Source organism: Streptomyces sp. NPDC006733, assembly GCF_040636125.1.
GTDB lineage: Bacteria > Actinomycetota > Actinomycetes > Streptomycetales > Streptomycetaceae > Actinacidiphila.
Window position 1 is genome coordinate 1 of sequence record NZ_JBEYJD010000052.1, and the last position, 22,840, is coordinate 22,840.

Genomic DNA, 22,840 nt, shown 5'->3' on the forward strand with positions numbered 1-22,840 from the left:
CCAGGTGACCGTCTCGGCACTGGCCCGCCGCTTCGACGTCAAGGTCGCGAGTCTGTACTCCCACGTGCAGAGCTCCCACGACCTCAAGACCCGGACGGGGATCAGACGTAGGCCGGGTCCTTCATCAGGATCGTGGCCAGCGGCTTGACGTCGTCCACCGCCAGCGCGGTGAAGGTGACACCGAGCTTCACCGCGCCGGTGCGGGTCATGGAGAGCTCCTCGGTCTCGGTGACCTGACCGCGCGGGATGTAGAAGCGGTACGTGGCGGCCGTCCCGTCGGTGAACTCGATGCCCAGCGCCCGCTCGTCCTGCTTCGGGGTGGTGGACAGGTCGTACTTGAACTGCCCGGCGGGCGTGCCGGCGACCACCGCGTCACCGCCCATGAAGAACGGGAACGTGTCCTTGTTCAGCTGGAGCAGCTGGAACTTCACGGTCAGGTCGCGGTCGGCGTAGATGAAGCGCGCCGGGCTCACCGACTGCCAGGTCTCCACCGGGTCGAGCTTGTCCTTCTTGTTGAACTTGATGCCGTCGGTGGTGGTGTAGCCGAGGTCGCGCCACTTGGTGGCGTCCCAGGCGGCGACCGTGTCGACCGGACCGGCGGTGCCGAGCGGGGCGACGAGGATCCGGCCGGTGCCCGCTACGCGGATCTCGGCGCCGTTGTTGCCTGCCATCAGAACTCCTAGGGATACGACGGAATATGACGAGATATGACGGGATATGACAAAGGCCCTGCCGTCCGGCAGGGCCCGATCTGGGGGTGGTGCGGTGGGAGGGGACTACGCGGGACGTACGGACAGCCGCACCGTGGACAGGTAGCGGTTGCCGTTCGGCCGGTTGTAGTCGGGCAGCCAGCGCGGGCCGTCCGCCTCCGCGAGGTCGGCGACGAGGGCGCCGCCGTACGAGGTGCCGACCACTTCGAGGAGCGCGGCCCGGGCGCTCAGGGCGACGGAGTGTGCCGTCGTCTTGTCCGGGCCGTAGACCTCCAGGTCGACGAGCGGACGGTCCAGGTGCAGGTCGTCGACCCACGCGCCACCGGCGCGGGAGACGAGGACGGCCTTCTGCGTGCCGTCGAAGCCGGCCGGCGGTCGGTTGTCGACGACGACCCCGGCCAGCTCGGCACGGTTCTTGAGGTGGTCGACGACGAGGCGTTCGACGTCGGGGAACACGATGGTGCTCACATGGATGCTCCGTTCCGATCAGGAGGGCCGGAGGAGCCGGCGGCGCGGCTGCGACCCAGGGGGAGAACTGGACCGCGCCGCCGGCCGGGTCGCCCGGAGTCCAGGGGGCGGAGTCCGGGCAACACAAAGCGGCAGGTCCGCCGCCCGGTTCCCCGGGCGCAGCTCTGCCGCTGCTCCAAGTGTGATCGAGCCTCCCGGATCCCGCAACTCGCTTTCCCGCAGGCCGTGTCGGGGCGGCACCGGGGCGGTACCGAGGCGCTGTCGGGGCGGACATACGAATGCCCCGCCGCAGTCGGGTTGCGGCGGGGCATTCGGGGGTGGGAGCGGGGGGCGGGCGAGCGGTGGTCAGTCGGGCTCGCTGTCGGTGCGCGTCCGGCCGGTCCTGCGGGTGCGGCGCTCGGCGGCGAAGACGTCCTCGAGCCGGAAGAGCTGGGCCCGGCCCTGCTTGCCTGCCGGTACGAGGTACCGGAGCTGGACCCACTTCCGGATGGTCGCCTGGCTGACGGAGACTTCGGCCGACGCGAGGTCGGCGGTGATCAGCGATGTCATCGGGCACCCTCCGCCGGGAGATCCGTCGGGAGATCCGTCGCGCGGTCCGTCGGGAGGTCCTTCGAGAAGTCCGTCGAGAGGTCCGTGGTGTTCCATCCGTGCCGGAACTCCGGGGTGTCGCCGCACGGGCAGGCGTCGTCGGAGCAGCGACAGGCCGGATTCGCGCAGAGCACCGTGCCCCGCTCGGGGAAGGCGCGCAGCGACACCGAGTCGCAGAACGGGCAGCGGCCGGGGATCCGGACGATCTGCTCGGGATCGCCGAGCGCCCGGGCGCACCTCCGCGCCATCCGCCGGACCTCCTCCAGCACGTGTGCGGAGAGGGCCGGGTCCTGGTCGACGCGGTCGAGGAGTCCGGCGATGCGCTGCAGCCGGACGGGAACGGAGACGGCTCGTGCGGGCCGCAGCCCGAGCCGTTCACGCACGGCCTCCTCCAGCTCGGTGACGCCGTCCGAGATGTCGCGGATGGTGTCGGAGATGAAGATCCGCATCGGGGCGGTTCCGCCGCCCGACGGGGCCGGCCCGCGCGGCCCTGAGCGCCGCTGCGGACTCGGTACCAACTCCTCCAGCAGAACGGGATATTGGCGAATCAGGGATTCGATCCACAGGCCGGTGCTCACCATGACTCCTCGATCTCGGGCACCGCGTACGCATCCGTGGTGCGGGCCTGCCGTACCTCGCGTCCGTTGCGCCACAATCGGCCACCGCTCACGCCGTCGAACCAGCTGTGGGTGGGGTCGACGACGGCCTCGCACTCCCGCCGGATCGGGCACTGATTGCAGGCGCGCAACACGTCTCCGGCTTCGGAGCGCCGCAGGGTGAATACGGACTGTGGTGGGAGGTCCAGGCAGGCGGCGGACAACCGCCAGTCGGGAGCTCCGTCGATCTCGGAAAAATGCGAGGTTGTGGCAGGTATAGGGGCGTACACGGACTTGTTCACAGGTAACCCTTCCCGACGCTCTCGAACGCGAGTTCGAAAAATGCGGACGTGGATGCAGGATTACTTGTTGCGAGGCCGCGCGCAAGTGAATGACGGTGGTTGCCCCCTCGTTCGGCCAATCAACCGTGAGATCCGGCCACTTCGGATCGGGAGAATCCGCAGGTCGGCCCAAGACCGTGCGACCGCGCACTCCTAACGTGCGCGTGCGCGCGATAACCTGCCGGTGCGACCGAGGGGAGAACACCGACATGGGGTCCACTGCGCGGACCGGCGGCGTGCGCCCGGCAGACACGCCTGCCCGCACCGACTCACGGGCTTCCGGCCTGGAGGAATTCGCCACCTGGATCGAAGAGATCATGCGCTCGCGCGGCTACGACATCGACAGCCCGCGCGGCGGCGGCAAGTCCAAGCTCGCCGACGACGCGGGAGTGCACCGGGCGGCGGTCAGCCGGCTGCTCCAGCGGCAGAGCATGCCCGACCTCGACACGATGCGGCGGCTCTCCACCGTCCTGCGGGTGCCGCTGCGGGACGTCCTCATCCGCTCGGGGAAGCTCTCCGAGACCGATCTGCCGATCCATCCCGCCCCGGGCGACGGGCCGGGCGGCGCCCCGGCCGACGCCCCGACCGACGCCCTGGAGGAAGGCCCGGTCGCCGATCCGCGGCTGCGACTCACCCCGGAGGAGGCCGCCCGCAGGATGGGCGTGCCCGCCGCGTTGCAGGAGATGTTCGTGAAGGTCGCCCGCCAGTTCCTCCCCGTGGCCGAGCCCGGGGAGACCTGACCTCGACGGCCCCGGGGGCGGCCGGGGCCGCGGCGAATATCCGGACGACAGGTCCGGGGGCGGCTGTTAGCGTCGGATTTCATGGACCCGCTCGTCGAACAGCAGATCCGTGCCTCCTTCGTGAACTGTTCCAAGGGAGAAGCACGCCGTCTCAGCCTGCCCCGGGACTTCGCCGACCTGCCCTGGGCGGATCTCGACTTCCTCGGCTGGCGCGACCCCGGAGCCCCTGACCGCGGGTACCTGGTGGTGCCGCACGAGGGCGGGCTCACGGGGATCACCCTGCGCAGCGCGGGTGGCGCCCGCCGCAACATGCTGCGCACCAGTCTCTGCTCGGTCTGCGTCACCAGCCACGCGAGCGGCGGCGTCGACCTCCTCGTCGCCCCGAAGGCCGGCCCCGAGGGCCGCAACGGGAACACGATCGGCACGTACATCTGCGCCGACCTGGCCTGCTCGCTCTACGTGCGGGGGAGGAAGAAGTCCGCGCTGGCCCAGCGGTTCGAGGAGACGCTCACCCTGGAGGAGCAGATCGCCAGGACGGTCCGGAACCTGGACGTCTTCCTGGCGAAGGTCGTGGCGGACGGCGAAGCGGCGGCCCAGCCCCAGTCCTGGCCCCGGCCCCAGTCCTGGCCCTAGCTCTAGGAGCCACGGCCCCGGCCCCAGTCCTGGCCCTAGCTCTAGGAGCCACGGCCCCAGTCCTAGAGTCCCGGCCCCGGCCCCAGAGCCCCGGTCCCGATCCGAGCCCGGCCCCTGGCCCCCGGTCCTAGCTCTCGTCGAGTTCGAACCAGACCCCCTTCCCGGGCCCCGGCCCGTGCTCGCACACCCCCCACGCCGTCGCGCACGCGCTGAGCAGCGGCAGCCCGCGCCCGCGTTCCTCGTCGGCGCCGGGCCGGGGGCGGGTTTCCGGCATCCCGGGCGCGCCATCGGTGACCAGGACCCGCAGTGCGCCGGGGGTCGCGCACTCGGCGAAGAGGGTCAGCCGGGTGTCGGTGTTGGAGCGGTGGCACGCGTTGACGGCGTTCGTGACCACTTCCGAGGTCAGCAGCAGGGCGATGTCGGCGAGTGATGACGTGTCCGTGGCGGCGAGCAGCGTCCGGACGCCCTCACGGGCGGAGCGGACCCATACGGGGTCGGGGGGGAAGACGAGCGAGAAGTCGGTTCCATTCGGCATGGGTTCGCGCTTCCGTGGGGGGCGCTGTGTCGCGGTGCAGGGCCGGCCCGGATCCGGTGAGCCGTGCGCTGACGCTTCCAGCGGGTGGATGGCTTCCCATGACGCTAGGGAACGGTCTTCGGTAGTTGCAACCGTTTCCGCATATTCCCACCCGGCGGGGTGATGGACGAACAACCGCATGGACCAGGGGAGTTGATCACGGCAGACTCCGGGGCGAAGGAGGTCCCAGATGCCACCCAGGAGCGTACCCAGCGAGCGCCAGCGCAGGCTGGGCGCGGAACTGCGCAAGCTGCGCAACCGCGCCGGACTGTCGGGAGACCAGGCCGGGGCCCTGCTCGACGCGGATCGCACGCGCATCAGCAACATCGAGGCGGGCCGCATCGACGTGTCCCGCAACCGCCTCTACCTGCTGCTGCGCGAGTACGGCTGCCCGGCGGGGCCGCTGTTCGACGGGCTGATGGAGATGGCCCAGGAACGCGGGAAGGGCTGGTGGGACGAGTACGGCGATGTGATGGGACGCGACGCCCTCGATCTGGCCGAGCTGGAGTCGCGGTCGACCTGCGTGCGCGTGCACGAGCCGCTCTTCATCCCGGGCATGCTGCAGACGGAGGACTACGCCCGCGAGGTCATCTCGGCCGTCGGCCGGGACACCGAACGGCGCGAGCGGTACGTGCAGTTCAGGATGGACCGGCAGCGGGCGCTCACGGGCGAGCGCCCGACCACGTATCACGCGGTGCTGTACGAGGCGGCGCTCCGCGTCCAGGTCGGCAATGTCGCGGTGATGCGCAAGCAGTTGCTGCGCCTGATCGAGGTCGCCAGGCTCCCCGACGTGACCCTCCAGATCTTCCCGTTCGAACAGGGGCCGTACTCTGCTTTCGGCCGACCTTTTCTCCTCTTCCAGGGGTCCACACCCGAGCTGAGCACGGTGTATGTCGAGCATCCCCAGAGCGCCTCGTTCTTGGGGGATGGCGGTCAAGTCGACGAATACGGCAGGATGTTCGAGAGATTGGCGGAGCTGGCCCTGCCTCCCGTCGATCCGGAATCGGCGCCAGAGTCCCACGAAGGGCGGGACTCCCTCGGCTTGATCCAGCACATGATGTACAACCTGTGAAGGGGAGCGGCATGTCCCAGCTCGAATGGCGGAAGTCCACGTTCAGTACGGGCGAGCAGGGCGAATGCGTCGAGGTGGCGGCCGGAGCCGATGGATACGTGCACGTCAGAGAGAGTGACGACCCGAGATCGGTCGTCACCACCACCCCGCGCGCGCTCCGCGCGCTACTGCTCGCCGCGAAGGCCGGAGCCCTCGACCACCTCGCGCGCTGACGCGTCGGGCGACGCGTGCACCAGCACCTGCTGGGCACGGACCAGACGCGGGCCCATGACGTAGCCGTGGCGCACGACGCACGCCACGCGGCCCACGAGGTCGGGGCTGAGGGCGGGGACGGGGCTGAGAGCGGGTACGGTGCCCACCGCCTCCTGCGTGGCCGGGTCGAAGGCGCCGCCCACGACGGGCGTCCGCGTCATCCCGTACTTCTCCAGCACCAGTGCACGGCTCGACGCGTACAGGGCGGCCGGGGTCAGGTGCGGCCCATCGCGCGGGTCAGCGCGATCTCGATGACGACGCGGTCCGGGTTGACGGCGGGCGTCCGCGTGTAGCGCTCGGCGTAGCGGCGGACGGCCTCGGCGACGCGCTCCGGATCGCTGCTGACGGTCGCGATGCCCTCCAGGGTGGCCCAGCGGCCCCGGTCGACCTGGCAGGCCGCCACCCGGGCGCCGTCGGGACCCGCCGCCAGGACGTTGGCGACCTTGCGGGTCGCCTTGTTGGTGATCACCCGGGCGAGGCCGGCCTCGGGGTCGTACGTCACGCCGACCGCGACGACGTGCGGGCTGCCGTCGGGCCGTGGTGTCGTGAGAGTGCACAGGTGGTGCTCGCGCCAGAAGGACAGGTAGGCGGCTTCGGGGGTGCGGGGGTCTCGTGCCATGGGAATGGACGCTACCGTTCCAGGGTTGAGTGTCATAGACTCAACTTGACTGAGCGATCGAACAGGAGGTTCAGGTGGCCGTGGAAGCGGAGCTGACCAACAAGAGCCGGGAAGCGCTGAATGCCGCGAACGCGCACGCGGTGTCCGCGGGGAACCCGGACCTCACCCCCGCACACCTGCTGCTCGCCCTGCTGGGCGGGGCCGACAACGAGAACATCGTGGACCTGCTGGCGGCGGTCGGCGCCGACGCGGCGGAGCTGCGCGCGGGCGCCGAGCGGCTGATCGCCGCGCTGCCCGTCGTGCAGGGCGCCACGGTCGCGCCCCCGCAGGCCAACCGCGAGCTGCTGGCCGTCGTCGCGGACGCGTCGCAGCGGGCGAAGGACCTCGGCGACGAGTACATCTCGACCGAGCACCTGCTCATCGGCATCGCCGTCAAGGGCGGCCGGTCCGGCGAACTGCTCAACCAGCGCGGGGCCACCGCCAAGAAACTGCTCGACGCCTTCGAAGCCGCCCGGGGAGGGCAACGCGTGACCAGCCAGGACCCCGAGGGCACCTACAAGGCGCTCGAGAAGTACGGCACCGACTTCACCGCCGCCGCCCGCGAGGGCAAGCTCGACCCGGTGATCGGCCGGGACCAGGAGATCCGCCGGGTCGTCCAGGTGCTCTCCCGCCGCACCAAGAACAACCCGGTGCTGATCGGCGAGCCCGGCGTCGGCAAGACCGCCGTCGTCGAGGGCCTGGCGCAGCGCATCGTCAAGGGCGACGTGCCCGAGTCGCTGCGCAACAAGCGGCTGGTCTCGCTCGACCTCGGCGCGATGGTCGCGGGCGCGAAGTACCGCGGCGAGTTCGAGGAGCGGCTGAAGGCGGTGCTCTCCGAGATCAAGGAGAGCGACGGCCGCGTCATCACCTTCATCGACGAGCTGCACACGGTCGTCGGCGCGGGCGCCGGCGGCGACTCCGCCATGGACGCGGGCAACATGCTCAAGCCGATGCTGGCCCGCGGCGAGCTGCGGATGGTCGGCGCCACGACGCTCGACGAGTACCGCGAGCGCATCGAGAAGGACCCGGCGCTGGAGCGCCGCTTCCAGCAGGTGCTGGTGGCCGAGCCGTCCGTCGAGGACACCATCGCGATCCTGCGCGGGCTCAAGGGCCGCTACGAGGCGCACCACAAGGTGCAGATCGCGGACTCGGCGCTGGTGGCCGCCGCCACCCTGTCGAACCGCTACATCACCTCCCGGTTCCTGCCGGACAAGGCCATCGACCTCGTTGACGAGGCCGCGTCCCGGCTGCGGATGGAGATCGACTCCTCGCCCGTCGCCATCGACGAGCTGCAGCGCTCCGTCGACCGGCTGCGCATGGAGGAGATGGCGCTCAAGAACGAGACCGACCCCGCCTCCGTGCAGCGGCTGGAGAAGCTGCGCAAGGACCTCGCCGACAAGGAGGAGGAGCTGCGCGGCCTGACCGCCCGCTGGGAGAAGGAGAAGGAGGGCCTCAACCGCGTCGGCGCCCTCAAGGAGAGCCTGGACGAGGTCAACACCGACATCGAGCGCGCCCAGCGCGACGGTGACTTCGAGGCGGCGTCCAAGCTCCTCTACGGCGAGAAGCCGCGGCTGGAGGCCGAGCTGGCCGAGGCCACCGAGGCCGAGGCGGCCGCGGCCAAGGACACCATGGTCAAGGACGAGGTCGGCCCCGACGACATCGCCGACGTGGTCGGCGCCTGGACCGGCATCCCGGCCGGCCGGCTGCTGGAGGGCGAGACGCAGAAACTGCTGCGCATGGAGGAGGAGCTGGGCCGCCGGCTCATCGGCCAGACCGAGGCCGTCCGCTCCGTCTCCGACGCGGTGCGCCGCTCGCGCTCCGGCATCGCCGACCCGGACCGGCCCACCGGGTCGTTCCTCTTCCTCGGCCCCACCGGCGTCGGCAAGACCGAACTGGCCAAGGCGCTGGCCGACTTCCTCTTCGACGACGAGCGGGCCATGGTCCGCATCGACATGAGCGAGTACGGCGAGAAGCACTCCGTCGCCCGCCTCGTCGGAGCCCCGCCCGGCTACGTCGGCTACGAGGAGGGCGGCCAGCTCACCGAGGCCGTCCGGCGCCGCCCGTACAGCGTGGTGCTGCTCGACGAGGTCGAGAAGGCGCACCACGACGTCTTCGACGTGCTGCTCCAGGTGCTCGACGACGGACGCCTCACCGACGGCCAGGGCCGCACGGTCGACTTCCGCAACGCGATCCTGATCCTGACGTCGAACCTGGGCAGCCAGTACCTGGTCGACCCGGTGCTCGGGGAGACGGAGAAGAAGGAGAGCGTCCTGGAGACGGTGCGGATGTCCTTCAAGCCGGAGTTCCTGAACCGGCTGGACGACATCGTGGTCTTCAGCGCGCTGTCCAAGAGCGAGCTGCGGCACATCGCCCGGCTGCAGACCGACCGGCTCGCCGAGCGGCTGCGCGAGCGCCGGCTCGTCCTGGAGGTCACCGACGCGGCCCTGGACTGGCTCGCCGAGGAGGGCAACGACCCCGCCTACGGCGCGCGGCCGCTGCGCCGCCTGGTGCAGACCGCGATCGGCGACCCGCTGGCCCGCGCGATTCTGTCGGGCGAGGTCGTCGACGGCGACACCGTGCGGGTGGACCGGGCGGGCGAGGGGCTGATCGTCGGCCCGGCGCCTTCCCTGTCCAAGGCGGTCTGAGCCCGCGGCCCCCGGCGTGCGGACGCCGGGGGTTGCCAGACCGCTGGGCGCATGGGGGAGGATGGCAGGAATCCGTACGAAGGGAACTCCACGGTGAGCATCGATCCGTCCTCGATTCCGAATTTCGGGGGCCAGCCGGACCCCGAGCAGAACGGCCCCGCTGCCAGCGCGGTCATCCCCGACCAGGACCTGGTCAAGCAGCTGCTCGAACAGATGGAGCTGAAGTACGTCGTCGACGACGAGGGAGACCTCGCGGCGCCGTGGGAGGAATTCCGCGCGTACTTCATGTTCCGCGGCGAGGAGGACCAGCAGATCTTCGCGGTCCGGACCTTCTACGACCGGCCGTACACCGTCGATGACAAGCCGCAGCTGCACGAGGTCATCGACGACTGGAACCGCCGCACGCTGTGGCCGAAGGTGTACACGCACACGCACGACGACGGCTCGGTCCGCCTGATCGGCGAGGCGCAGATGCTGATCGGCCTGGGCGTCAACCTGGAGCACTTCGTCTCCAGCACCGTCAGCTGGGTGCGCGCCTCGATCGAGTTCGACAAGTGGGTCGTGGAGACCCTCGGACTGGAGAAGGACGTGGACGCCGAGGGCGGCCCCGCGGATGGCGAGGGCACCGAGGGCGACAACGCCTGACCCGCCTGACCCGCTCGTTCCGCGACGCGGATCAGATCGGCGCGGAGACGACCGTCAGCAGGTACGTCCCGTGGAAGAACGAGAGCCCGGCCAGCGCGGCCACCGCTACGGCGGCGGTGCGCGGCCGGGCTTTCGCCAGTGCCAGGGCGGCCGGGAGCAGCAGCGGGAAGGCCGGCAGCAGGAAGCGCGGCTTGGAGCCGAAGTAGTGCGAGCCGCCCAGCGCGATGACCACGAGCACGACCGAGTAGACCGCCAGCGGCAGCGGGATCCGGTCCAGCAGCGCCAGCGCGAGCAGCACCAGCGCCGCGCCGACGACCGCGAGCACCATGTAGCTCATCAGCTGCTCGCGGCCGAGGACCAGGTGCTTGACGTACAGCAGGCAGTCGCGGCCGAAGTCGAACCGCGAACCCCAGCGGTCCTGCACGTCGAAGTACCCCAGCGGCCGGCCCGTCTGCGCCCCCACCCAGCCGACGTACCCGCACCAGCCCAGCGGAGCGGCGAGCGCGGCGGCCCAGGCCGCCCGGTCCTGCGGCAGCCCCTCCCGGCGGCGCCGCCAGGCGTCGGCGGCGACGGTGGCCGCGACGGCCGCCGCCACCGCGATCCCGCTCGGGCGGGCCAGCCCGGCGAGCACCGACAGCGCGCCCGCGAGGAGCCACCGCCGGGTGAGCAGCGCGTACAGGGCCCAGGCGGCAAGGGCGGTCAGCAGCGGTTCGGTGTACGCCATCGTCAGCACCACGGAGTGCGGCAGCAGCCCCCACAGCAGCACCAGCGCGATCCCGGCCCGCCGGCCGTGCAGCCGCTCACCGATGGCGTAGATCCCCCAGGCGGCCACGGCGGCGGCGCTCCAGGCGATCAGCAGCGCCGTGTTGACCCGGCCGATGGGCAGGACGGCGTCGCCGGCCCTGATCAGCGCCGGGTAGAGCGGGAAGAACGCCAGGTCGCTGAAGCTCATGCCCTGGGCGCCGGCGGACGGGAAGAACGTCCCGTACCCCCACTCGGCGATCCGCTCGTACCAGCGCGCGTCCCAGCTCTGCCCGAACAGGCTGCGCGGATGCAGTCCGGCCCGCAGCGCCCACGCCGTCACCAGGACGCCGCCGACGAGCCGGGTGGCGGCGAAGAGGATCAGCGCGGGGGCGGCCCGGCGCAGGGAGCCGTGGCGGACGAGGGCGCGGCCGGGCGGCGCGTCGCGCGCGGGATGCGTTCCGGTGGTTCGGGGGCTGGACGAGACGGGCTCGGCCGTGTGCACCGTACCGCTCCTTTCGGGCCCGGTCGGGGCGCCGTCGGGTCCGACCGGCTCCGCTCGGAGCGGCGGGTATGACGGTACGACTATGCGGGTTTTTGGCCGGATCATCCTGTGCGCAACGTGCTGCCGGACACACGCCGAGTAGCATTCACCCACTCGGCGGAGGCCCTTGCCCGCCCTGGGGGGCAGGGGCATCCTGGAATCGAACGGTGTCGCAGGAGGGCTTTGGCGGATCATCGTTGGGCGCGGACACCGCAGCGTCAGCTCGGCAGGGGAAGCGCGATATGGTGGATTCCAAGGTCACTGAACTGATCCGGATCCTGGTTCTGAGTGGCGGTCAGGGACCACCGCGGGACTGGGCCAAGGTCTGCGCGCAAGTGCTCGACGTGGACGGCATCGCGATCTCGGTGGCCTCGGACGGCACGGAGCTGCTGTGGTTCAGCAACGAGGCCAGCGCCCGCCTGGACGACCTGCAGTTCACGCTCGGCGAAGGGCCCAGCGTGGAGGCGGCCCGGGACGGCTCGCTCAACCTGGAGTCCAACCTGGAGCGCGCGTTCGGGGAGCGCTGGCCCGCCTTCGTGCCCGCCGCCGTCGACTCCGGGGTGCTGGCCGTCTTCGCGTTCCCGCTGCGGCTCGGCGCGATCTGCTTCGGCGCGATGACCGGCCACCGGCACCGGTCGGGACCGCTGGGCGAGCAGGCCGTCGCGGACGCGCTGACCATCGCCGACGCGATGGCCGTCTACCTGCTGGCGCTGGGCCCGCGCGAGACCGGTCCCGCCACCCTCGCCGCCGGGACCGCCGGCGGGTCCCCCGTCGGACGGGGAGGCGAGGGCACCGGTGACGAAGGGAACGGCGGCTTCGGCACCGGCTTCCTCGTCGGGTTCGGGGACCTGCACCGCGCGGAGGTGCACCAGGCGGCCGGGATCAGCAGCGTCCGGCTGGACGTGCCGCTGCCGGAGGCCCTGGTCCGGCTGCGTGCCTACGCCTACGCCGCGGAACGGCCCATCCTGGACGTGGCCCGCGACATCATCAGCAATCGCCTGTACCTGCCCCGCGACCCGGAGTCGCCGTGACGGACGGGGACGGGACGGGGACGGCCCGGGACGGCGTGGTGCACCGTGGGGCCCCGGGACCACGAGCGGCGGCAGAAAGGCAGACGGGCATGGACCGAGAGCAACGGCTGGCCGACATCTTCGTCGAGCTGGCGGACACGCTGATCGACGACTTCGACGTCATCGACTTCCTCCATCAGCTGTCCATCCGGTGCGTGGAGTTGCTGGAGGTCTCGACCGCGGCGATCATGCTCGCGCTGCCCGGTGCCGACCTGCAGCCGGCGGCCGCCTCCGAGGACCGGGCCGAGGTCTCGGACCTGCTGGCGCTGAACCAGCGCGAGGGCCCGGCGCTGGACTGCTACCGCACCGGAGCGCCCGTCGGGCCGTTCGACGTCGCCCGCTCGACGCCGCAGTGGCCCGCCTTCGCCGGCCAGGCCCGCCGGGCCGGGTTCGGCGTGGTCTGCGCGCTGCCGATGCGGCTGCGCCGCGAGGTGATCGGCTCCCTGCTCCTGCTGCGCGCCGGGGCGGCGCCGCTGAGCAGCGCCGACGTCCGGCTGGCGCAGGCCCTGGCGGACGCCGCCACGATCGGCATCCTGCACCAGCAGGCGCTGCACCGGCACGTCACGCTCACCACCCAGCTGCACACCGCCCTGCACAGCCGGATCGCGATCGAGCAGGCCAAGGGCGTGCTGGCCGCCCGCTGGGGCGCCACCGTGGAGGAGGCCTTCGACGCGATGCGCCGCCACACCCGCGCCGAGCGCCGGCTGCTCAGCGAGGTCGCGCACGACATCGTCAACGACGGATTCCAGCCGGAACGGACCCGGTAGTCCCCCTGCGGACCCTTCCCCGCCGCCTATCGTGGGCCCCCGTGGGCTCAGCAGCCCTCGTGGGTCAGGGAACCGTCGAGGAAGTGGGGAACGCATGGGTGAGTGGAGTCCGGCCGCGCGGGCGCGGGGCGTCGGAACGTCGATCTTCACCGAGATGACGGAGCTGGCCAGGAGGACCGGGGCCGTCAACCTGGGGCAGGGCGTGCCCGAGCTGGACAGCCCCGCGACGCTGCTCAAGGACGTGGCGGACGCCGTGCTCGCCGGCAGCAACCAGTACCCGCCCGCCACCGGCTTCCCGGCGCTGCGCACCGCCGTCGCCGAGCACCAGCGGCGGCGCTACGGGCTCGACTACCGGCCGGACGGCGAGGTGCTGGTCACCACCGGCGCCACCGAGGCGATCGCGGCGGCGCTGCTCGCGCTCTGCGACCCCGGCGACGAGATCCTCGCCTTCGACCCCTGCTACGACGCCTATCCCGCCGCCGCCCGGCTCAGCGGCGCCCGGCTGGTCGGCGTCCCGCTGGAGGCCGACGGCGACGGCTTCGCCATGGACGCCGCCGCGCTGCGCGCCGCCGTCACTCCCAGGACCCGGGTCCTGGTGCTCAACACCCCGCACAACCCGGTGGGCAAGGTGTTCACGGCCGCGGAGCTGGAGGAGATCGCCGAGGTCTGCCGGGAGCACTCGCTCGTCGTGGTGACCGACGAGGTGTACGAGCACCTGGTCTACGACGAGAACCCGCACCGGACGATCGCGGCGCTGCCCGGCATGCGGGAGCGGACGCTGATCATCTCCTCGGCGGGCAAGACCTTCAACGTCACCGGCTGGAAGATCGGCTGGATCTGCGGCCCGGCCCCGCTGGTCGCCGCCGCCGGCTCCGTCAAACAGTTCCTCACCTACGCCTCCGGCACCCCGTACCAGGAGGCGCTGGCCCGGATGCTCGGCTCCGTCGAGGAGTGGGCGGCGGAGCTGCGCGACACCCTGCGCGCCAACCGCGACCTGCTGAGCGACGGCCTGAAGCAGGCGGGGCTGCGCCCGTACCGCGCGGAGGCCGGGTACTTCCTGCAGGCGGACGTGCGGCCCTGGGGCTATGCGGACGGCGTCACGTTCTGCCGGGAACTGCCGGAACGGGCGGGTGTCGTGGCCATTCCGACCTCGGCTTTCTACCAGGCGCAGGACGCCCCTTCCTGGCTTGTGCGATTTTCCTTCTGCAAGCGCGAGGAATCGGTGCGCGCCGCCGTCGACCAGCTGGTCCGGGCGCGCTGACTTCGTTACCCGAGGATTCGAACCTCTGGACTTCCTCAACTCTGCTTTCGCGCGGATTCGGCGGGGGCATCACCGTCGCACGAAGAAAGTCACAGCTCACGAAGACGGGGGGCGGGGAAGATGAGTGCATTCCTCGTTGGTCTGATCGCACTGGTCGTCATCATCACGATGGTGCTGCAACTGCGCGGGCGGGGCCGAGCGGTGGGTCCGCGCGCGGCACGGCGGCGCGGAAGGGGCCGTTCGGGCAGCCGGAGCACGGGCGCCACCGCCGGTGGCGGCAGCAGTTGGTGGGCGTTCGGCGACTCGGACGGGGGCGGCTCCGGCGGTCACCACGGCGGGGGCGGTCACCACTCCTGCGGGGGCGGTCATTCCTGCGGCGGGGGGTCGTCCTGCGGTGGTGGCGGGGGCTGCGGCAGCAGCTGATCGATGGAATTGCGTGTGGCGCATGCCCATTCGCATATGCGCCCGGCGGAACCGTCACCCGCCGGGCGCTGTTGTAGTGAACACCTGAACCGGTACGCGCTCTTGGGGATGTAAAGCGCGCGCAGTTGGGTAAAAGGCAGGGGGCACCCCGCGTTTCATGATTCCGTATCTACCGGACCCCACGTGGGCACGAGCCGACGTACGTTCCCGCCAGATCACCCAACTGGTGCGGGTCGGCCCATCATCCACTGCGTGCTTGCGGAGCCGACCCATGCTCACCACTCTCCAGACCGCTTACACCGATACCCGTGCCGGAGACCTGGCCTGGTGCTTGGGCAAGGAGGCGCTACCCGCGCTCGCCGTGCTCGACCTCCGGCTGGGCGGCGCGGGCCAGCCCCCGTTCCAGGTGCAGATGCGCCTGCTCGGCGCCTCCCACCAGGTACTCATCGACTCCATCGACTCCATCCGATCGGGCGACCCCGACGACGGCGGTTGCTCGGAGACCGTCGCCTGCATCCCCGGAAGCCAGACCCCGCTCCCTTTCGGCGTGGCCAAGCGGATCGGCACCTGGGACTACGAATTCGCCGCGCGGGTCGAGACGTTGTCGCGCGGCTCCTTCGCGGGCCGGGCGCAGGAACTGCTCGCGCTCGTGGCGGACCACCCGCACGGACTCGCGGGAACGTTTCCCGGGGACCCGCACGCCTTCACCGCGATGCTCGTCCAGCACAGCGAGGGCAGCGTCCGGTGGCGGACGTGGCACGCTTATCCGCAGGAAGGGCGGTTGGTGGCGACAAGGTCGCGCATCAGTGCTCTTGCGAGCCCTGGTGGTACGCAAGGCGCCCTCAAGTGACATCAAGTGCTGGGAAATGCACCCCTGTGGGTGACAAATCCGACCGCAACCCTGACATAGCGTTCATTCATGATCGACCAGACAAGCCGCGTGTCCGCCGTGCGGCTCCCTGTACCGGTCGGCCCGGCCCGTGCACTGGTCCTCGCCGCCGTCTTCGTGTGCGCCGCGTGCGGGCTCGTCTACGAACTCGAACTCGTCGCCCTCGCCTCGTACCTCGTCGGTGACTCCGTCACCCAGGCCTCCGTCATCCTTTCGGTGATGGTCTTCGCCATGGGCGTCGGCTCGGTGCTCGCCAAGCACATACGGTGCGTCGCGGCCGTCGGCTTCGCGGGCGTCGAGGCGGCGCTCGCGCTGGTCGGCGGCCTCTCGGTGATGGCCCTGCACGCGTGCTTCGCCTGGTTCGGGATGGCGCGTCCGGCGATGATCGCCTGCGCCTTCGCCATCGGGGTGCTGATCGGCGCCGAGATCCCGCTGCTCATGACGCTCATCCAGCGGATCCGGCTGCAGGACGCGAGCGGCGCCGTCGCCGACCTGTTCGCCGCGGACTACGTCGGCGCGCTGGTCGGCGGCCTCGCCTTCCCGTTCCTGCTGCTGCCGACGTTCGGCCAGCTCACCGGAGCGCTGGTCACCGGCGCGGTGAACGCGGTCGGCGGCGCCGCGATGGTGCTGTGGCTGTTCCGCGGCGACCTGACCCGGCGCGCCCGCAACTGGCTGCTCGTCGCCAACCTCGGCGTGCTGGCACTGCTCGGCGGCGCCGCCCTGACGGCCGGCCAGTTCGAACAGGCCGCGCGGCGCGCGGTGTACGGCGGGGACGTGCGCGTCGCCGAGCAGACCGACGTGCAGGAGATCGTCCTCACCGGCGGCTCCGGCACCCCCGTCCAGCTCTTCTTCGACGGCCGGCTGCGGGTCTGCGGAGCCGACGAGTACCGGTACCACGAGGCGCTGGTGCACCCCGCGATGGCCGGCCGGCACTCGCGCGTCCTCATCCTCGGCGGCGGGGACGGCCTCGCGCTGCGCGAGGTGCTCCGGTACCCGGACGTCACGTCGGTGACCGTCGTGGACCTGGACGGCGAGCTGGTCCGGCTCGCCCGCACCGACGCCGACCTCGTCGCGCTCAACCGGCACGCCTACGCCGATCCGCGGGTCCGCACCGTCACCGCCGACGCCTTCGACTGGCTGCGGACCGACCGCCCGGGACCGTACGACGTGATCCTCGCCGACCTGCCCGACCCGGGGATCTCGCGCAGCGCGAAGCTCTACTCCGAGGAGTTCTACGGCCTGGCCGGCCGCGCGCTGGCCGGGGACGGGCGGCTCGCCGTCCACGCGGGCTCGCCGAGCGCGAGCCCGCACTCCTACTGGACGATCGACGCGACGGTGCGGGCCACGGGGCTGCGCTCCGTGCCGTACCTGACCGGCGGGCGGGACTGCGGGCCCCCGTCGGGGCCCGACCGCTGGTCCGGCCGGGCCGATGCCGGCCCCACGGACTGGGGCTTCGTGCTGGCCTCGCGCACGCCGCCCGAACTGCGGCTCGCCCCGGACGCGCCACCGCTGCGCTCGCTGTCGCCCGAGACCCTGCGGTCCCTGGGCGCGGCGGCCTGGGCGACCCGCGAGGACGGGCTGCCGCCGTCCACACTGATGCGGCCGCGGGTGGGCGGATGACGGGGGCGGCTGTCGCGGGTGGGCGGATGACGGGAACCGCTGCCGGGGGTGGCCGGATGACACGCGCGGCTGCCGTGCGTCCGGGGCACGAGGGGTTCCGTTTGCGCGGCGGGCGCCCCCGCGGGACGCCGGGACCGTGCCCCGGGTGGTGGCCGGGCCGGGAGGTGCGACCAGGTGCCCTGGGCGGCCGGGGGTCGGTAGGCTCCCCGCATGGAGCATGAGGTGTTCGTTCCGGTCCTGGCGGAAACCATTCGGCAGGCGCTCGCCGACCCGGCCCGCGTCGCGGCGAGCCTGCCCGGCTGGCAGCCCGACCCCGGCGGCGACGGTCTCACCGGCAAGCTGCGCGTGCGGGTCGGCAGTTCGACGATCACGTACCGGGGCTCGATCCGCGTCACCGAGCGCGAGGGCGGGTTCTCCGTCGACGGCGACGGCGTCGAGGCCCGTGGCACCGGCACCGTGAAGTTCACGCTCACGGTGCTCGTGGAGGAGGCCGACCAGGCCGTCCCCGGCACGATGTTCTCCTTCAACGGCAGCACGACGGCCGAGGGGCGGCTCGCCGCGTTCGCCGACGGCGTCCGTGAGGCCGCGGCCCGCCGGCTCCTCGACCGCTTCACGGCGGAACTGTCGGCCGGGCTCCCGGCGCTGCCCGAGGAACCCGACGTCGTGGACGGCCTCGACGGCGCCGACGAGGGCGGGGACGCGGACGCGGGCGAGGAGATCGCGCTCGTCGAGGTGGAACTGACCGACGAGGACGTCGAGGTCGACGTGGAGGTCCCGGAGACCGCCGCGGAGCTCGACGACCTCGAACCCCCGGCCGAGGCGGCGCACGCGCGCCGCACCATGATCGGCCGCAGCGCGGAGGAGGTCGACCACGCCCCGCCCCGCGGCCGTTACGCCCCCGCGCCCTCCGCGGCGACCACCTCCACCACCGCGACCCTGCGCTGGGCGGGACCCGCCGCCGCGGTCCTGGTCGCCTCCGCGGTCGTCGTGGGCCGGGTGCTGCGGCGCCGCAGGTAGCGCCGCGCGGGGACGGTGCCCGGGGCCGGCGGTGGCGGTGTCCGGCCGGGTCCGGCGGCGTCCGGATCCGGCGGTGTCCGGTCGGTTCCGGCGCTGTCCGGAGGGCTCCTGACGTGCGCGGGGGCGGCCGGGCGGCCCGCGAGCCGGGGGCAGGCCCTACGCTCGTAGGGTGACGACTGGGAAGAAATTGACGGCGGGCGACGCCGAACTGACCGTGGTGCCGCAGGACGGCTGCCGGATCGCCTCGCTGACGGTCGGAGGGACCGAACTGCTGCGCCAGGGCGACCGCTACGGCGCGTTCATCATGGTGCCGTGGTGCGGCAGGACCGAGAACGGCCGGTTCCGCAACGGCGGGATCGTCCACCAACTGCCGGTGGACGCGGCACCGCACGCGATCCACGGCACCGGGCGGCACACCGCGTGGCGCGAGGCCCGCGGCGGATCGGACGTGGCCGCGTCGTACTACTTCGACCTGGCCGACCCCTGGCCGTACCGCGGCCGGGTGACGCAGACGCTCGAACTGGCGGAGAGCGAACTGCGGATGACCCTGTCGGTGGAGGCGACCGACGACTCCTTCCCGGCTCAGGCCGGCTGGCACCCCTGGTTCCTGCGCAACCTCGGACAGGGCGGCCGCGACGTCGAGCTGGAGTTCAGCGCGGCGTGGCAGGAGGAGCGCGGCGACGACCACCTGCCCACCGGCAAGCGCATCGACCCGAAGCCCTCGCCGTGGGACGACTGCTTCGGCATGCCGGACGGTGTGGACGTGTCGCTGACCTGGCCCGAGGAGCTGCGGGTGCGGGTGACCAGCCCGAGCGAATGGGTCGTGGTCTACGACGAGCAGCCCGAGGCCGTGTGCGTCGAGCCGCAGTCCGGGCCGCCGAACGGCCTCAACACGCTGCCGCGCCTCGTCACCCCGATCGATCCGCTGGAGATCACGACGGTGTGGTCCTGGGAGCGGCTGGGCTGAGTCTCGGGCCGGGGCGGTCGGGCCGAGTCCCGGCGGGGGCGGCCGGGCCTGGCTCCGGCCGCCGATTCCGCCCGAGCCGATCGCGGCGGCTAATCTCGACGCCATGAGTGACGTGCGCGAAGCCCTGCTGCAGCAGATCAAGGACAAGGCCGTGGTCCACGGCAAGGTGACCCTCTCCTCCGGTCTGGAGGCCGACTTCTACGTCGACCTCCGCCGGATCACCCTGGACGGCGAGGCGGCGCCGCTGACCGGCCAGGTGATGCTCGACCTGACCAAAGACCTCGACTTCGACGCCGTCGGCGGGCTGACGCTCGGCGCCGACCCGGTGGCGGGCTCGATGCTGCACGCGGCGGCCGCCCGCGGCCGGCGGCTCGACGCCTTCGTCGTCCGCAAGGCGACCAAGGCGCACGGCATGCAGCGCCGGATCGAGGGCACCGAGGTCAAGGGCCGCCGCGTCCTGGTCGTCGAGGACACCTCGACCACCGGCGGCTCGCCGCTGACCGCCGTCGAAGCGGTGCGCGAGGCCGGCGGCGAGGTCGTGGCCGTCGCCGTCATCGTGGAGCGCGGCGCCGCCCCGGCGATCGAGGCGGCCGGGCTGCCGTACCTCGCCGCCTACTCGCTGGCCGATCTCGACCTCGGCTGAGTCCGGCCGCTGCCCTGCCGTAACGGCTTGACCTGCGCGTTTTCCGACCCCCTGGACGTTCCACGTGGAACGTCCAGGGGGTCTTCGCATACGGGGGCGGCACCGAGGTGGTGTTCGAGCGCGTCTCTGGGAGGATGGTGCCGACAACGGCGTCGTACCGCAGTATCAGGACCCGCACATCACGAGGAGCGGACAAATGCCCATCGCAACCCCCGAGGTCTACAACGAGATGCTCGACCGGGCGAAGGCAGGCAAGTTCGCCTACCCGGCCATCAACGTGACCTCGTCGCAGACGCTGCACGCCGCGCTGCGCGGGCTGGCCGAGGCGGAGAGCGACGGCATCATCCAGATCTCCACCGGTGGTGCGGAGTTCCTGGGCGGCCAGTACAGCAAGGACATGGTCACCGGCGCGGTCGCGCTCGCGGAGTTCGCCCACATCGTGGCCGAGAAGTACCCGGTCACCGTCGCGCTGCACACCGACCACTGCCCGAAGGACAAGCTGGACGCGTACGTGCGCCCGCTGCTGAAGATCTCGCAGGACCGCGTCGCCGCGGGCCGCCTGCCGCTCTTCCAGTCCCACATGTGGGACGGCTCGGCGGAGAACCTCAACGACAACCTCGCCATCGCGCAGGAGCTGCTCGCCCAGGCCGTCAAGGCCAACATCATCCTCGAGGTCGAGATCACCCCGACCGGCGGCGAGGAGGACGGTGTCTCGCACGAGATCAACGACTCCCTCTACACCACCCCGGACGACGCGTTCCGCACCGTCGAGGCCCTCGGCCTCGGTGAGAAGGGCCGCTACCTGCTGGCCGCGTCCTTCGGCAACGTGCACGGCGTCTACAAGCCGGGCAACGTCGTGCTGCGTCCGGAGATCCTCAAGGAGCTCCAGGTAGCGGTCGCCGAGAAGCACGGCAAGGCCAACGCCTTCGACTTCGTCTTCCACGGCGGCTCCGGCTCGACGATCGAGGAGATCAACGAGGCCCTGGAGAACGGCGTCGTCAAGATGAACATCGACACCGACCTGCAGTACGCCTTCACCCGCCCGGTCGCCGACCACATGTTCCGCAACTACGACGGCGTCCTGAAGGTCGACGGCGAGGTCGGCAACAAGAAGGTCTACGACCCCCGCGTCTGGGGCAAGTCCGCCGAGGCCGGCATGGCCGCGCGCGTCGTCGTCGCCGCCGAGAACCTGCGGTCCGCGGGCAACAAGATCAAGTAACGCCCAGTACATCGAGTAAGTCGCAGTACGCAGTGGGCGGCGGTCGCTCGCCGTACGTCGCGGAAGGCCGCGGCGAGCAGCGCGCGGCACCGCACCGCAGAGGCCTCCCGGGCCCGCCGTTCCGGCCCGGGGGGCCTCTTGCCGTCCCGGACAAGGCAGACTGGAAACCATGGCCATTCACAAAGACCTCCTCGGGGGCCCGCCCCCGACCCATCTGCCCGACGACCCGGAGCCGCGCGAGCTGCTCGCCTCCGGCACTGCCCCTTCCGAGGTGGCCGCGAAGTACCCCGCCTCCTCCCTGGTCTGGGCCCAGCTCGCCGACGACGCCTTCGAAGGCGGCCGGGTCGTCGAGTCGTACGCCTACGCCCGCACGGGCTACCACCGCGGCCTGGACGCGCTGCGCCGTGCCGGCTGGAAGGGCCACGGCCCGGTGCCGTTCGAGCACGAGCCGAACCGGGGCTTCCTGCGCGCGCTGCACGCTCTCGCCCGCGCGGCGCAGGCGATCGGCGAGCAGGAGGAGTACGAGCGCTGCTCGGCCTTCCTCCGCGACAGCTCGCCGACCGCGGCCGACACCCTGAGCTGACCTCCGGCTGACGGAAGTCGCCCGCGAGGTCGCTGCATTGGGCGGATTCCCCCTCCTCCGGTCCGGCTGTCGATTGCTCCCGAACCAGCGCAGAAACAGACAAAAAATCACGCAGTTTGGCGTTGCACCGAACCCGTGTGTGATTGTGAGCGTCATTGTCTGTGAGCACTGCGGGAGCAGTCGGCGGCCGGGAGGCAGCCACTCCGGTGATGCCTTCAGGGGGAGCTTTGACCCATCACACACCGGTGGCCGGCGGCGACCGACAGCGAGGTCCCAGCCGGCGGGGAAGTCGGGGCGAGGCCGCGCGCCGGCGTCGACGTGCCCAACGGCGTGTGCGGCTGATGCTGACCCTCACCGTGCTGGCCGTACTGGTCGGCGGTGCCGCCGCGTGGTGGAGCGGCGGCTCCGACGACGCGGCGGACGCGTCCGCCTCCTCGTCGCCGCCCGGCCCGTCCTCCGCGGCTCCCGCCGCGTCGAAGGACGCGGCCCCGAGCACGACGGCGTCCAAGGCCCCCACGACCCCCGCGTCGCCCACCACGAAGAAGGCCGACGACAAGCCGATCCCCGTGCCCAAGTCGGGGCCCGGCACCTTCAGGGCGGGCAAGGGCAAGGGCAGCGGCTCCACGGTCGGCCAGGGCACCATCCTCACTTACCGGGTGCAGGTGGAGGACGGCATCGCGCTCTCCGCCGACCAGGCGGTGGACGAGGTGGCGGCGATACTCGCCGACTCCCGCAGCTGGACCCGCGACGGCAAGCACGGCTTCCGCCAGGTGTCGTCCGGCACCGCCGACCTCGTCATCCGCATAGCCACGCCCGACACCGCGGACGCGCTCTGCCTGGCGGCCATCCACATGGACACCGGGAACGAGCTGAACTGCGAGGTGCCCGGCGGAGTCGTGGTGAATCTGCGACGCTGGATCCTCGGCTCACCGACGTTCACCGGCCCCATATCCGACTACCGCGCCCTGATCATCAACCATGAGGTCGGGCACAGCCTCGGCCACGGCCACGAGGGCTGCCCCGGCCGCGGCAAGCTCGCGCCCGCGATGATGCAGCAGATCAAGGGCCTCAACGGCTGCAAGCCGAACGCCTGGCCCTACGACCGTCAGGGGCACTACATCAGCGGACCGTCCGTCACCTGAGCCCTTGCCGAATCACCGCCCTCGACAGATGA

26 protein-coding genes and 1 pseudogene are annotated in these 22,840 nt (G+C 71.8%); 18 read left to right on the forward strand and 9 right to left on the reverse strand.

Features of this window, described 5'->3' with window-relative positions; all coding sequences use genetic code 11:
* A pseudogene (locus ABZ721_RS33780) lies at positions 1 to 94 on the forward strand (TetR family transcriptional regulator); the annotation flags it as partial.
* 7 nt (positions 95 to 101) lie between these two features.
* Here the strand turns inward: ABZ721_RS33780 and ABZ721_RS33785 are convergent.
* The 5 genes from ABZ721_RS33785 to ABZ721_RS33805 all read right to left on the reverse strand — a co-directional run bounded on the left by ABZ721_RS33785 (position 102) and on the right by ABZ721_RS33805 (position 2,664).
* The gene (locus ABZ721_RS33785) at positions 102 to 671 is read right to left on the reverse strand and encodes a phage tail protein (protein ID WP_358792608.1); all 570 of its coding nucleotides are present in this window, start codon (positions 669 to 671) and stop codon (positions 102 to 104) included.
* Positions 672 to 776: 105 nt separating this feature from the next.
* A complete protein-coding gene (locus ABZ721_RS33790) occupies positions 777 to 1,178 on the reverse strand; it encodes a hypothetical protein (RefSeq protein ID WP_358792609.1) in 402 nt (133 codons plus the stop codon).
* A 345-nt stretch (positions 1,179 to 1,523) separates the two neighbouring features.
* Positions 1,524 to 1,727: a hypothetical protein gene (locus tag ABZ721_RS33795; protein ID WP_358792610.1), complete on the reverse strand. Its 204-nt coding sequence runs from the start codon at positions 1,725 to 1,727 to the stop codon at positions 1,524 to 1,526.
* The gene (locus ABZ721_RS33800; RefSeq protein WP_358792611.1) at positions 1,724 to 2,215 is read right to left on the reverse strand and encodes a hypothetical protein; all 492 of its coding nucleotides are present in this window, start codon (positions 2,213 to 2,215) and stop codon (positions 1,724 to 1,726) included. Before ABZ721_RS33800 ends, ABZ721_RS33795 begins: the two co-directional genes overlap by 4 nt.
* A gap of 125 nt (positions 2,216 to 2,340) precedes the next feature.
* On the reverse strand, positions 2,341 to 2,664 hold the full coding sequence (locus tag ABZ721_RS33805; RefSeq protein WP_358792612.1) for a WhiB family transcriptional regulator: 324 nt from the start codon (positions 2,662 to 2,664) through the stop codon (positions 2,341 to 2,343).
* 356 nt (positions 2,665 to 3,020) lie between these two features.
* Here ABZ721_RS33805 and ABZ721_RS33810 point away from each other — a divergent pair, with 356 nt between their 5' ends.
* Both ABZ721_RS33810 and ABZ721_RS33815 read left to right on the forward strand, forming a co-directional pair.
* Positions 3,021 to 3,443 (forward strand): helix-turn-helix transcriptional regulator, encoded by a 423-nt coding sequence (locus ABZ721_RS33810; protein WP_358792657.1) that lies wholly within the window; start codon positions 3,021 to 3,023, stop codon positions 3,441 to 3,443.
* Positions 3,444 to 3,524: 81 nt separating this feature from the next.
* Positions 3,525 to 4,076: an FBP domain-containing protein gene (locus ABZ721_RS33815; RefSeq protein WP_358792613.1), complete on the forward strand. Its 552-nt coding sequence runs from the start codon at positions 3,525 to 3,527 to the stop codon at positions 4,074 to 4,076.
* Between the two features lie 127 nt (positions 4,077 to 4,203).
* On the opposite strand, the gene ABZ721_RS33820 is transcribed toward ABZ721_RS33815, so the two are convergent.
* Positions 4,204 to 4,611: an ATP-binding protein gene (locus tag ABZ721_RS33820; protein WP_358792614.1), complete on the reverse strand. Its 408-nt coding sequence runs from the start codon at positions 4,609 to 4,611 to the stop codon at positions 4,204 to 4,206.
* Positions 4,612 to 4,840: 229 nt separating this feature from the next.
* On the opposite strand from ABZ721_RS33820, the gene ABZ721_RS33825 reads away from it, so the two are divergent.
* On the forward strand, positions 4,841 to 5,722 hold the full coding sequence (locus tag ABZ721_RS33825; protein ID WP_358792615.1) for a helix-turn-helix transcriptional regulator: 882 nt from the start codon (positions 4,841 to 4,843) through the stop codon (positions 5,720 to 5,722).
* Between the two features lie 11 nt (positions 5,723 to 5,733).
* Positions 5,734 to 5,934: a DUF397 domain-containing protein gene (locus ABZ721_RS33830; RefSeq protein ID WP_358792616.1), complete on the forward strand. Its 201-nt coding sequence runs from the start codon at positions 5,734 to 5,736 to the stop codon at positions 5,932 to 5,934.
* Here the strand turns inward: ABZ721_RS33830 and grpE are convergent.
* Together grpE and ABZ721_RS33840 are read right to left on the reverse strand one after the other, a co-directional pair.
* Positions 5,887 to 6,153 carry a nucleotide exchange factor GrpE gene (grpE, locus tag ABZ721_RS33835; protein WP_358792617.1) on the reverse strand — a complete coding sequence of 89 codons (267 nt, stop codon included), beginning with the start codon at positions 6,151 to 6,153 and terminating at the stop codon, positions 5,887 to 5,889. The genes ABZ721_RS33830 and grpE overlap by 48 nt on opposite strands.
* A gap of 35 nt (positions 6,154 to 6,188) precedes the next feature.
* The gene (locus ABZ721_RS33840; RefSeq protein WP_358792618.1) at positions 6,189 to 6,593 is read right to left on the reverse strand and encodes a TIGR03618 family F420-dependent PPOX class oxidoreductase; all 405 of its coding nucleotides are present in this window, start codon (positions 6,591 to 6,593) and stop codon (positions 6,189 to 6,191) included.
* An 80-nt stretch (positions 6,594 to 6,673) separates the two neighbouring features.
* Between ABZ721_RS33840 and clpB the strand changes: the two genes are divergently transcribed.
* Complete coding sequence (clpB, locus tag ABZ721_RS33845; RefSeq protein ID WP_358792658.1) at positions 6,674 to 9,277, forward strand: ATP-dependent chaperone ClpB; 2,604 nt, start codon at positions 6,674 to 6,676, stop codon at positions 9,275 to 9,277.
* 93 nt (positions 9,278 to 9,370) lie between these two features.
* Positions 9,371 to 9,922: a YbjN domain-containing protein gene (locus tag ABZ721_RS33850; RefSeq protein ID WP_358792619.1), complete on the forward strand. Its 552-nt coding sequence runs from the start codon at positions 9,371 to 9,373 to the stop codon at positions 9,920 to 9,922.
* A gap of 31 nt (positions 9,923 to 9,953) precedes the next feature.
* Here the strand turns inward: ABZ721_RS33850 and ABZ721_RS33855 are convergent, their stop codons facing one another.
* The gene (locus ABZ721_RS33855) at positions 9,954 to 11,168 is read right to left on the reverse strand and encodes a hypothetical protein (protein WP_358792620.1); all 1,215 of its coding nucleotides are present in this window, start codon (positions 11,166 to 11,168) and stop codon (positions 9,954 to 9,956) included.
* A 281-nt stretch (positions 11,169 to 11,449) separates the two neighbouring features.
* Here ABZ721_RS33855 and ABZ721_RS33860 point away from each other — a divergent pair, with 281 nt between their 5' ends.
* The 11 genes from ABZ721_RS33860 (at position 11,450) to ABZ721_RS33910 (ending at position 22,808) form a co-directional block, all read left to right on the forward strand.
* Positions 11,450 to 12,238 carry an ANTAR domain-containing protein gene (locus ABZ721_RS33860; RefSeq protein WP_358792621.1) on the forward strand — a complete coding sequence of 263 codons (789 nt, stop codon included), beginning with the start codon at positions 11,450 to 11,452 and terminating at the stop codon, positions 12,236 to 12,238.
* Between the two features lie 89 nt (positions 12,239 to 12,327).
* Positions 12,328 to 13,044, forward strand: coding sequence for a GAF and ANTAR domain-containing protein (locus tag ABZ721_RS33865; RefSeq protein WP_358792622.1), 717 nt, complete (start codon positions 12,328 to 12,330; stop codon positions 13,042 to 13,044).
* Between the two features lie 94 nt (positions 13,045 to 13,138).
* On the forward strand, positions 13,139 to 14,305 hold the full coding sequence (locus ABZ721_RS33870; protein WP_358792623.1) for an aminotransferase class I/II-fold pyridoxal phosphate-dependent enzyme: 1,167 nt from the start codon (positions 13,139 to 13,141) through the stop codon (positions 14,303 to 14,305).
* Between the two features lie 694 nt (positions 14,306 to 14,999).
* The gene (locus ABZ721_RS33875; RefSeq protein WP_358792624.1) at positions 15,000 to 15,578 is read left to right on the forward strand and encodes a DUF2617 family protein; all 579 of its coding nucleotides are present in this window, start codon (positions 15,000 to 15,002) and stop codon (positions 15,576 to 15,578) included.
* Between the two features lie 69 nt (positions 15,579 to 15,647).
* Positions 15,648 to 17,237 carry a polyamine aminopropyltransferase gene (locus tag ABZ721_RS33880; protein ID WP_358792625.1) on the forward strand — a complete coding sequence of 530 codons (1,590 nt, stop codon included), beginning with the start codon at positions 15,648 to 15,650 and terminating at the stop codon, positions 17,235 to 17,237.
* A 210-nt stretch (positions 17,238 to 17,447) separates the two neighbouring features.
* Positions 17,448 to 18,254 carry an SRPBCC domain-containing protein gene (locus tag ABZ721_RS33885; protein WP_358792626.1) on the forward strand — a complete coding sequence of 269 codons (807 nt, stop codon included), beginning with the start codon at positions 17,448 to 17,450 and terminating at the stop codon, positions 18,252 to 18,254.
* Between the two features lie 169 nt (positions 18,255 to 18,423).
* Positions 18,424 to 19,221, forward strand: a complete 798-nt coding sequence (locus ABZ721_RS33890) for an aldose 1-epimerase (RefSeq protein WP_358792627.1) — start codon at positions 18,424 to 18,426, stop codon at positions 19,219 to 19,221.
* Positions 19,222 to 19,324: 103 nt separating this feature from the next.
* Positions 19,325 to 19,864, forward strand: a complete 540-nt coding sequence (gene pyrE, locus ABZ721_RS33895; RefSeq protein ID WP_138357064.1) for an orotate phosphoribosyltransferase — start codon at positions 19,325 to 19,327, stop codon at positions 19,862 to 19,864.
* Positions 19,865 to 20,060: 196 nt separating this feature from the next.
* Entirely contained in the window at positions 20,061 to 21,083 is a 1,023-nt protein-coding gene (gene fbaA / locus ABZ721_RS33900) for a class II fructose-bisphosphate aldolase (protein ID WP_164294589.1), read from the forward strand.
* 169 nt (positions 21,084 to 21,252) lie between these two features.
* Entirely contained in the window at positions 21,253 to 21,666 is a 414-nt protein-coding gene (locus ABZ721_RS33905; RefSeq protein ID WP_358792628.1) for a DUF3151 domain-containing protein, read from the forward strand.
* Between the two features lie 341 nt (positions 21,667 to 22,007).
* The gene (locus ABZ721_RS33910; protein WP_358792629.1) at positions 22,008 to 22,808 is read left to right on the forward strand and encodes a DUF3152 domain-containing protein; all 801 of its coding nucleotides are present in this window, start codon (positions 22,008 to 22,010) and stop codon (positions 22,806 to 22,808) included.
* Positions 22,809 to 22,840: the final 32 nt, after the last annotated feature.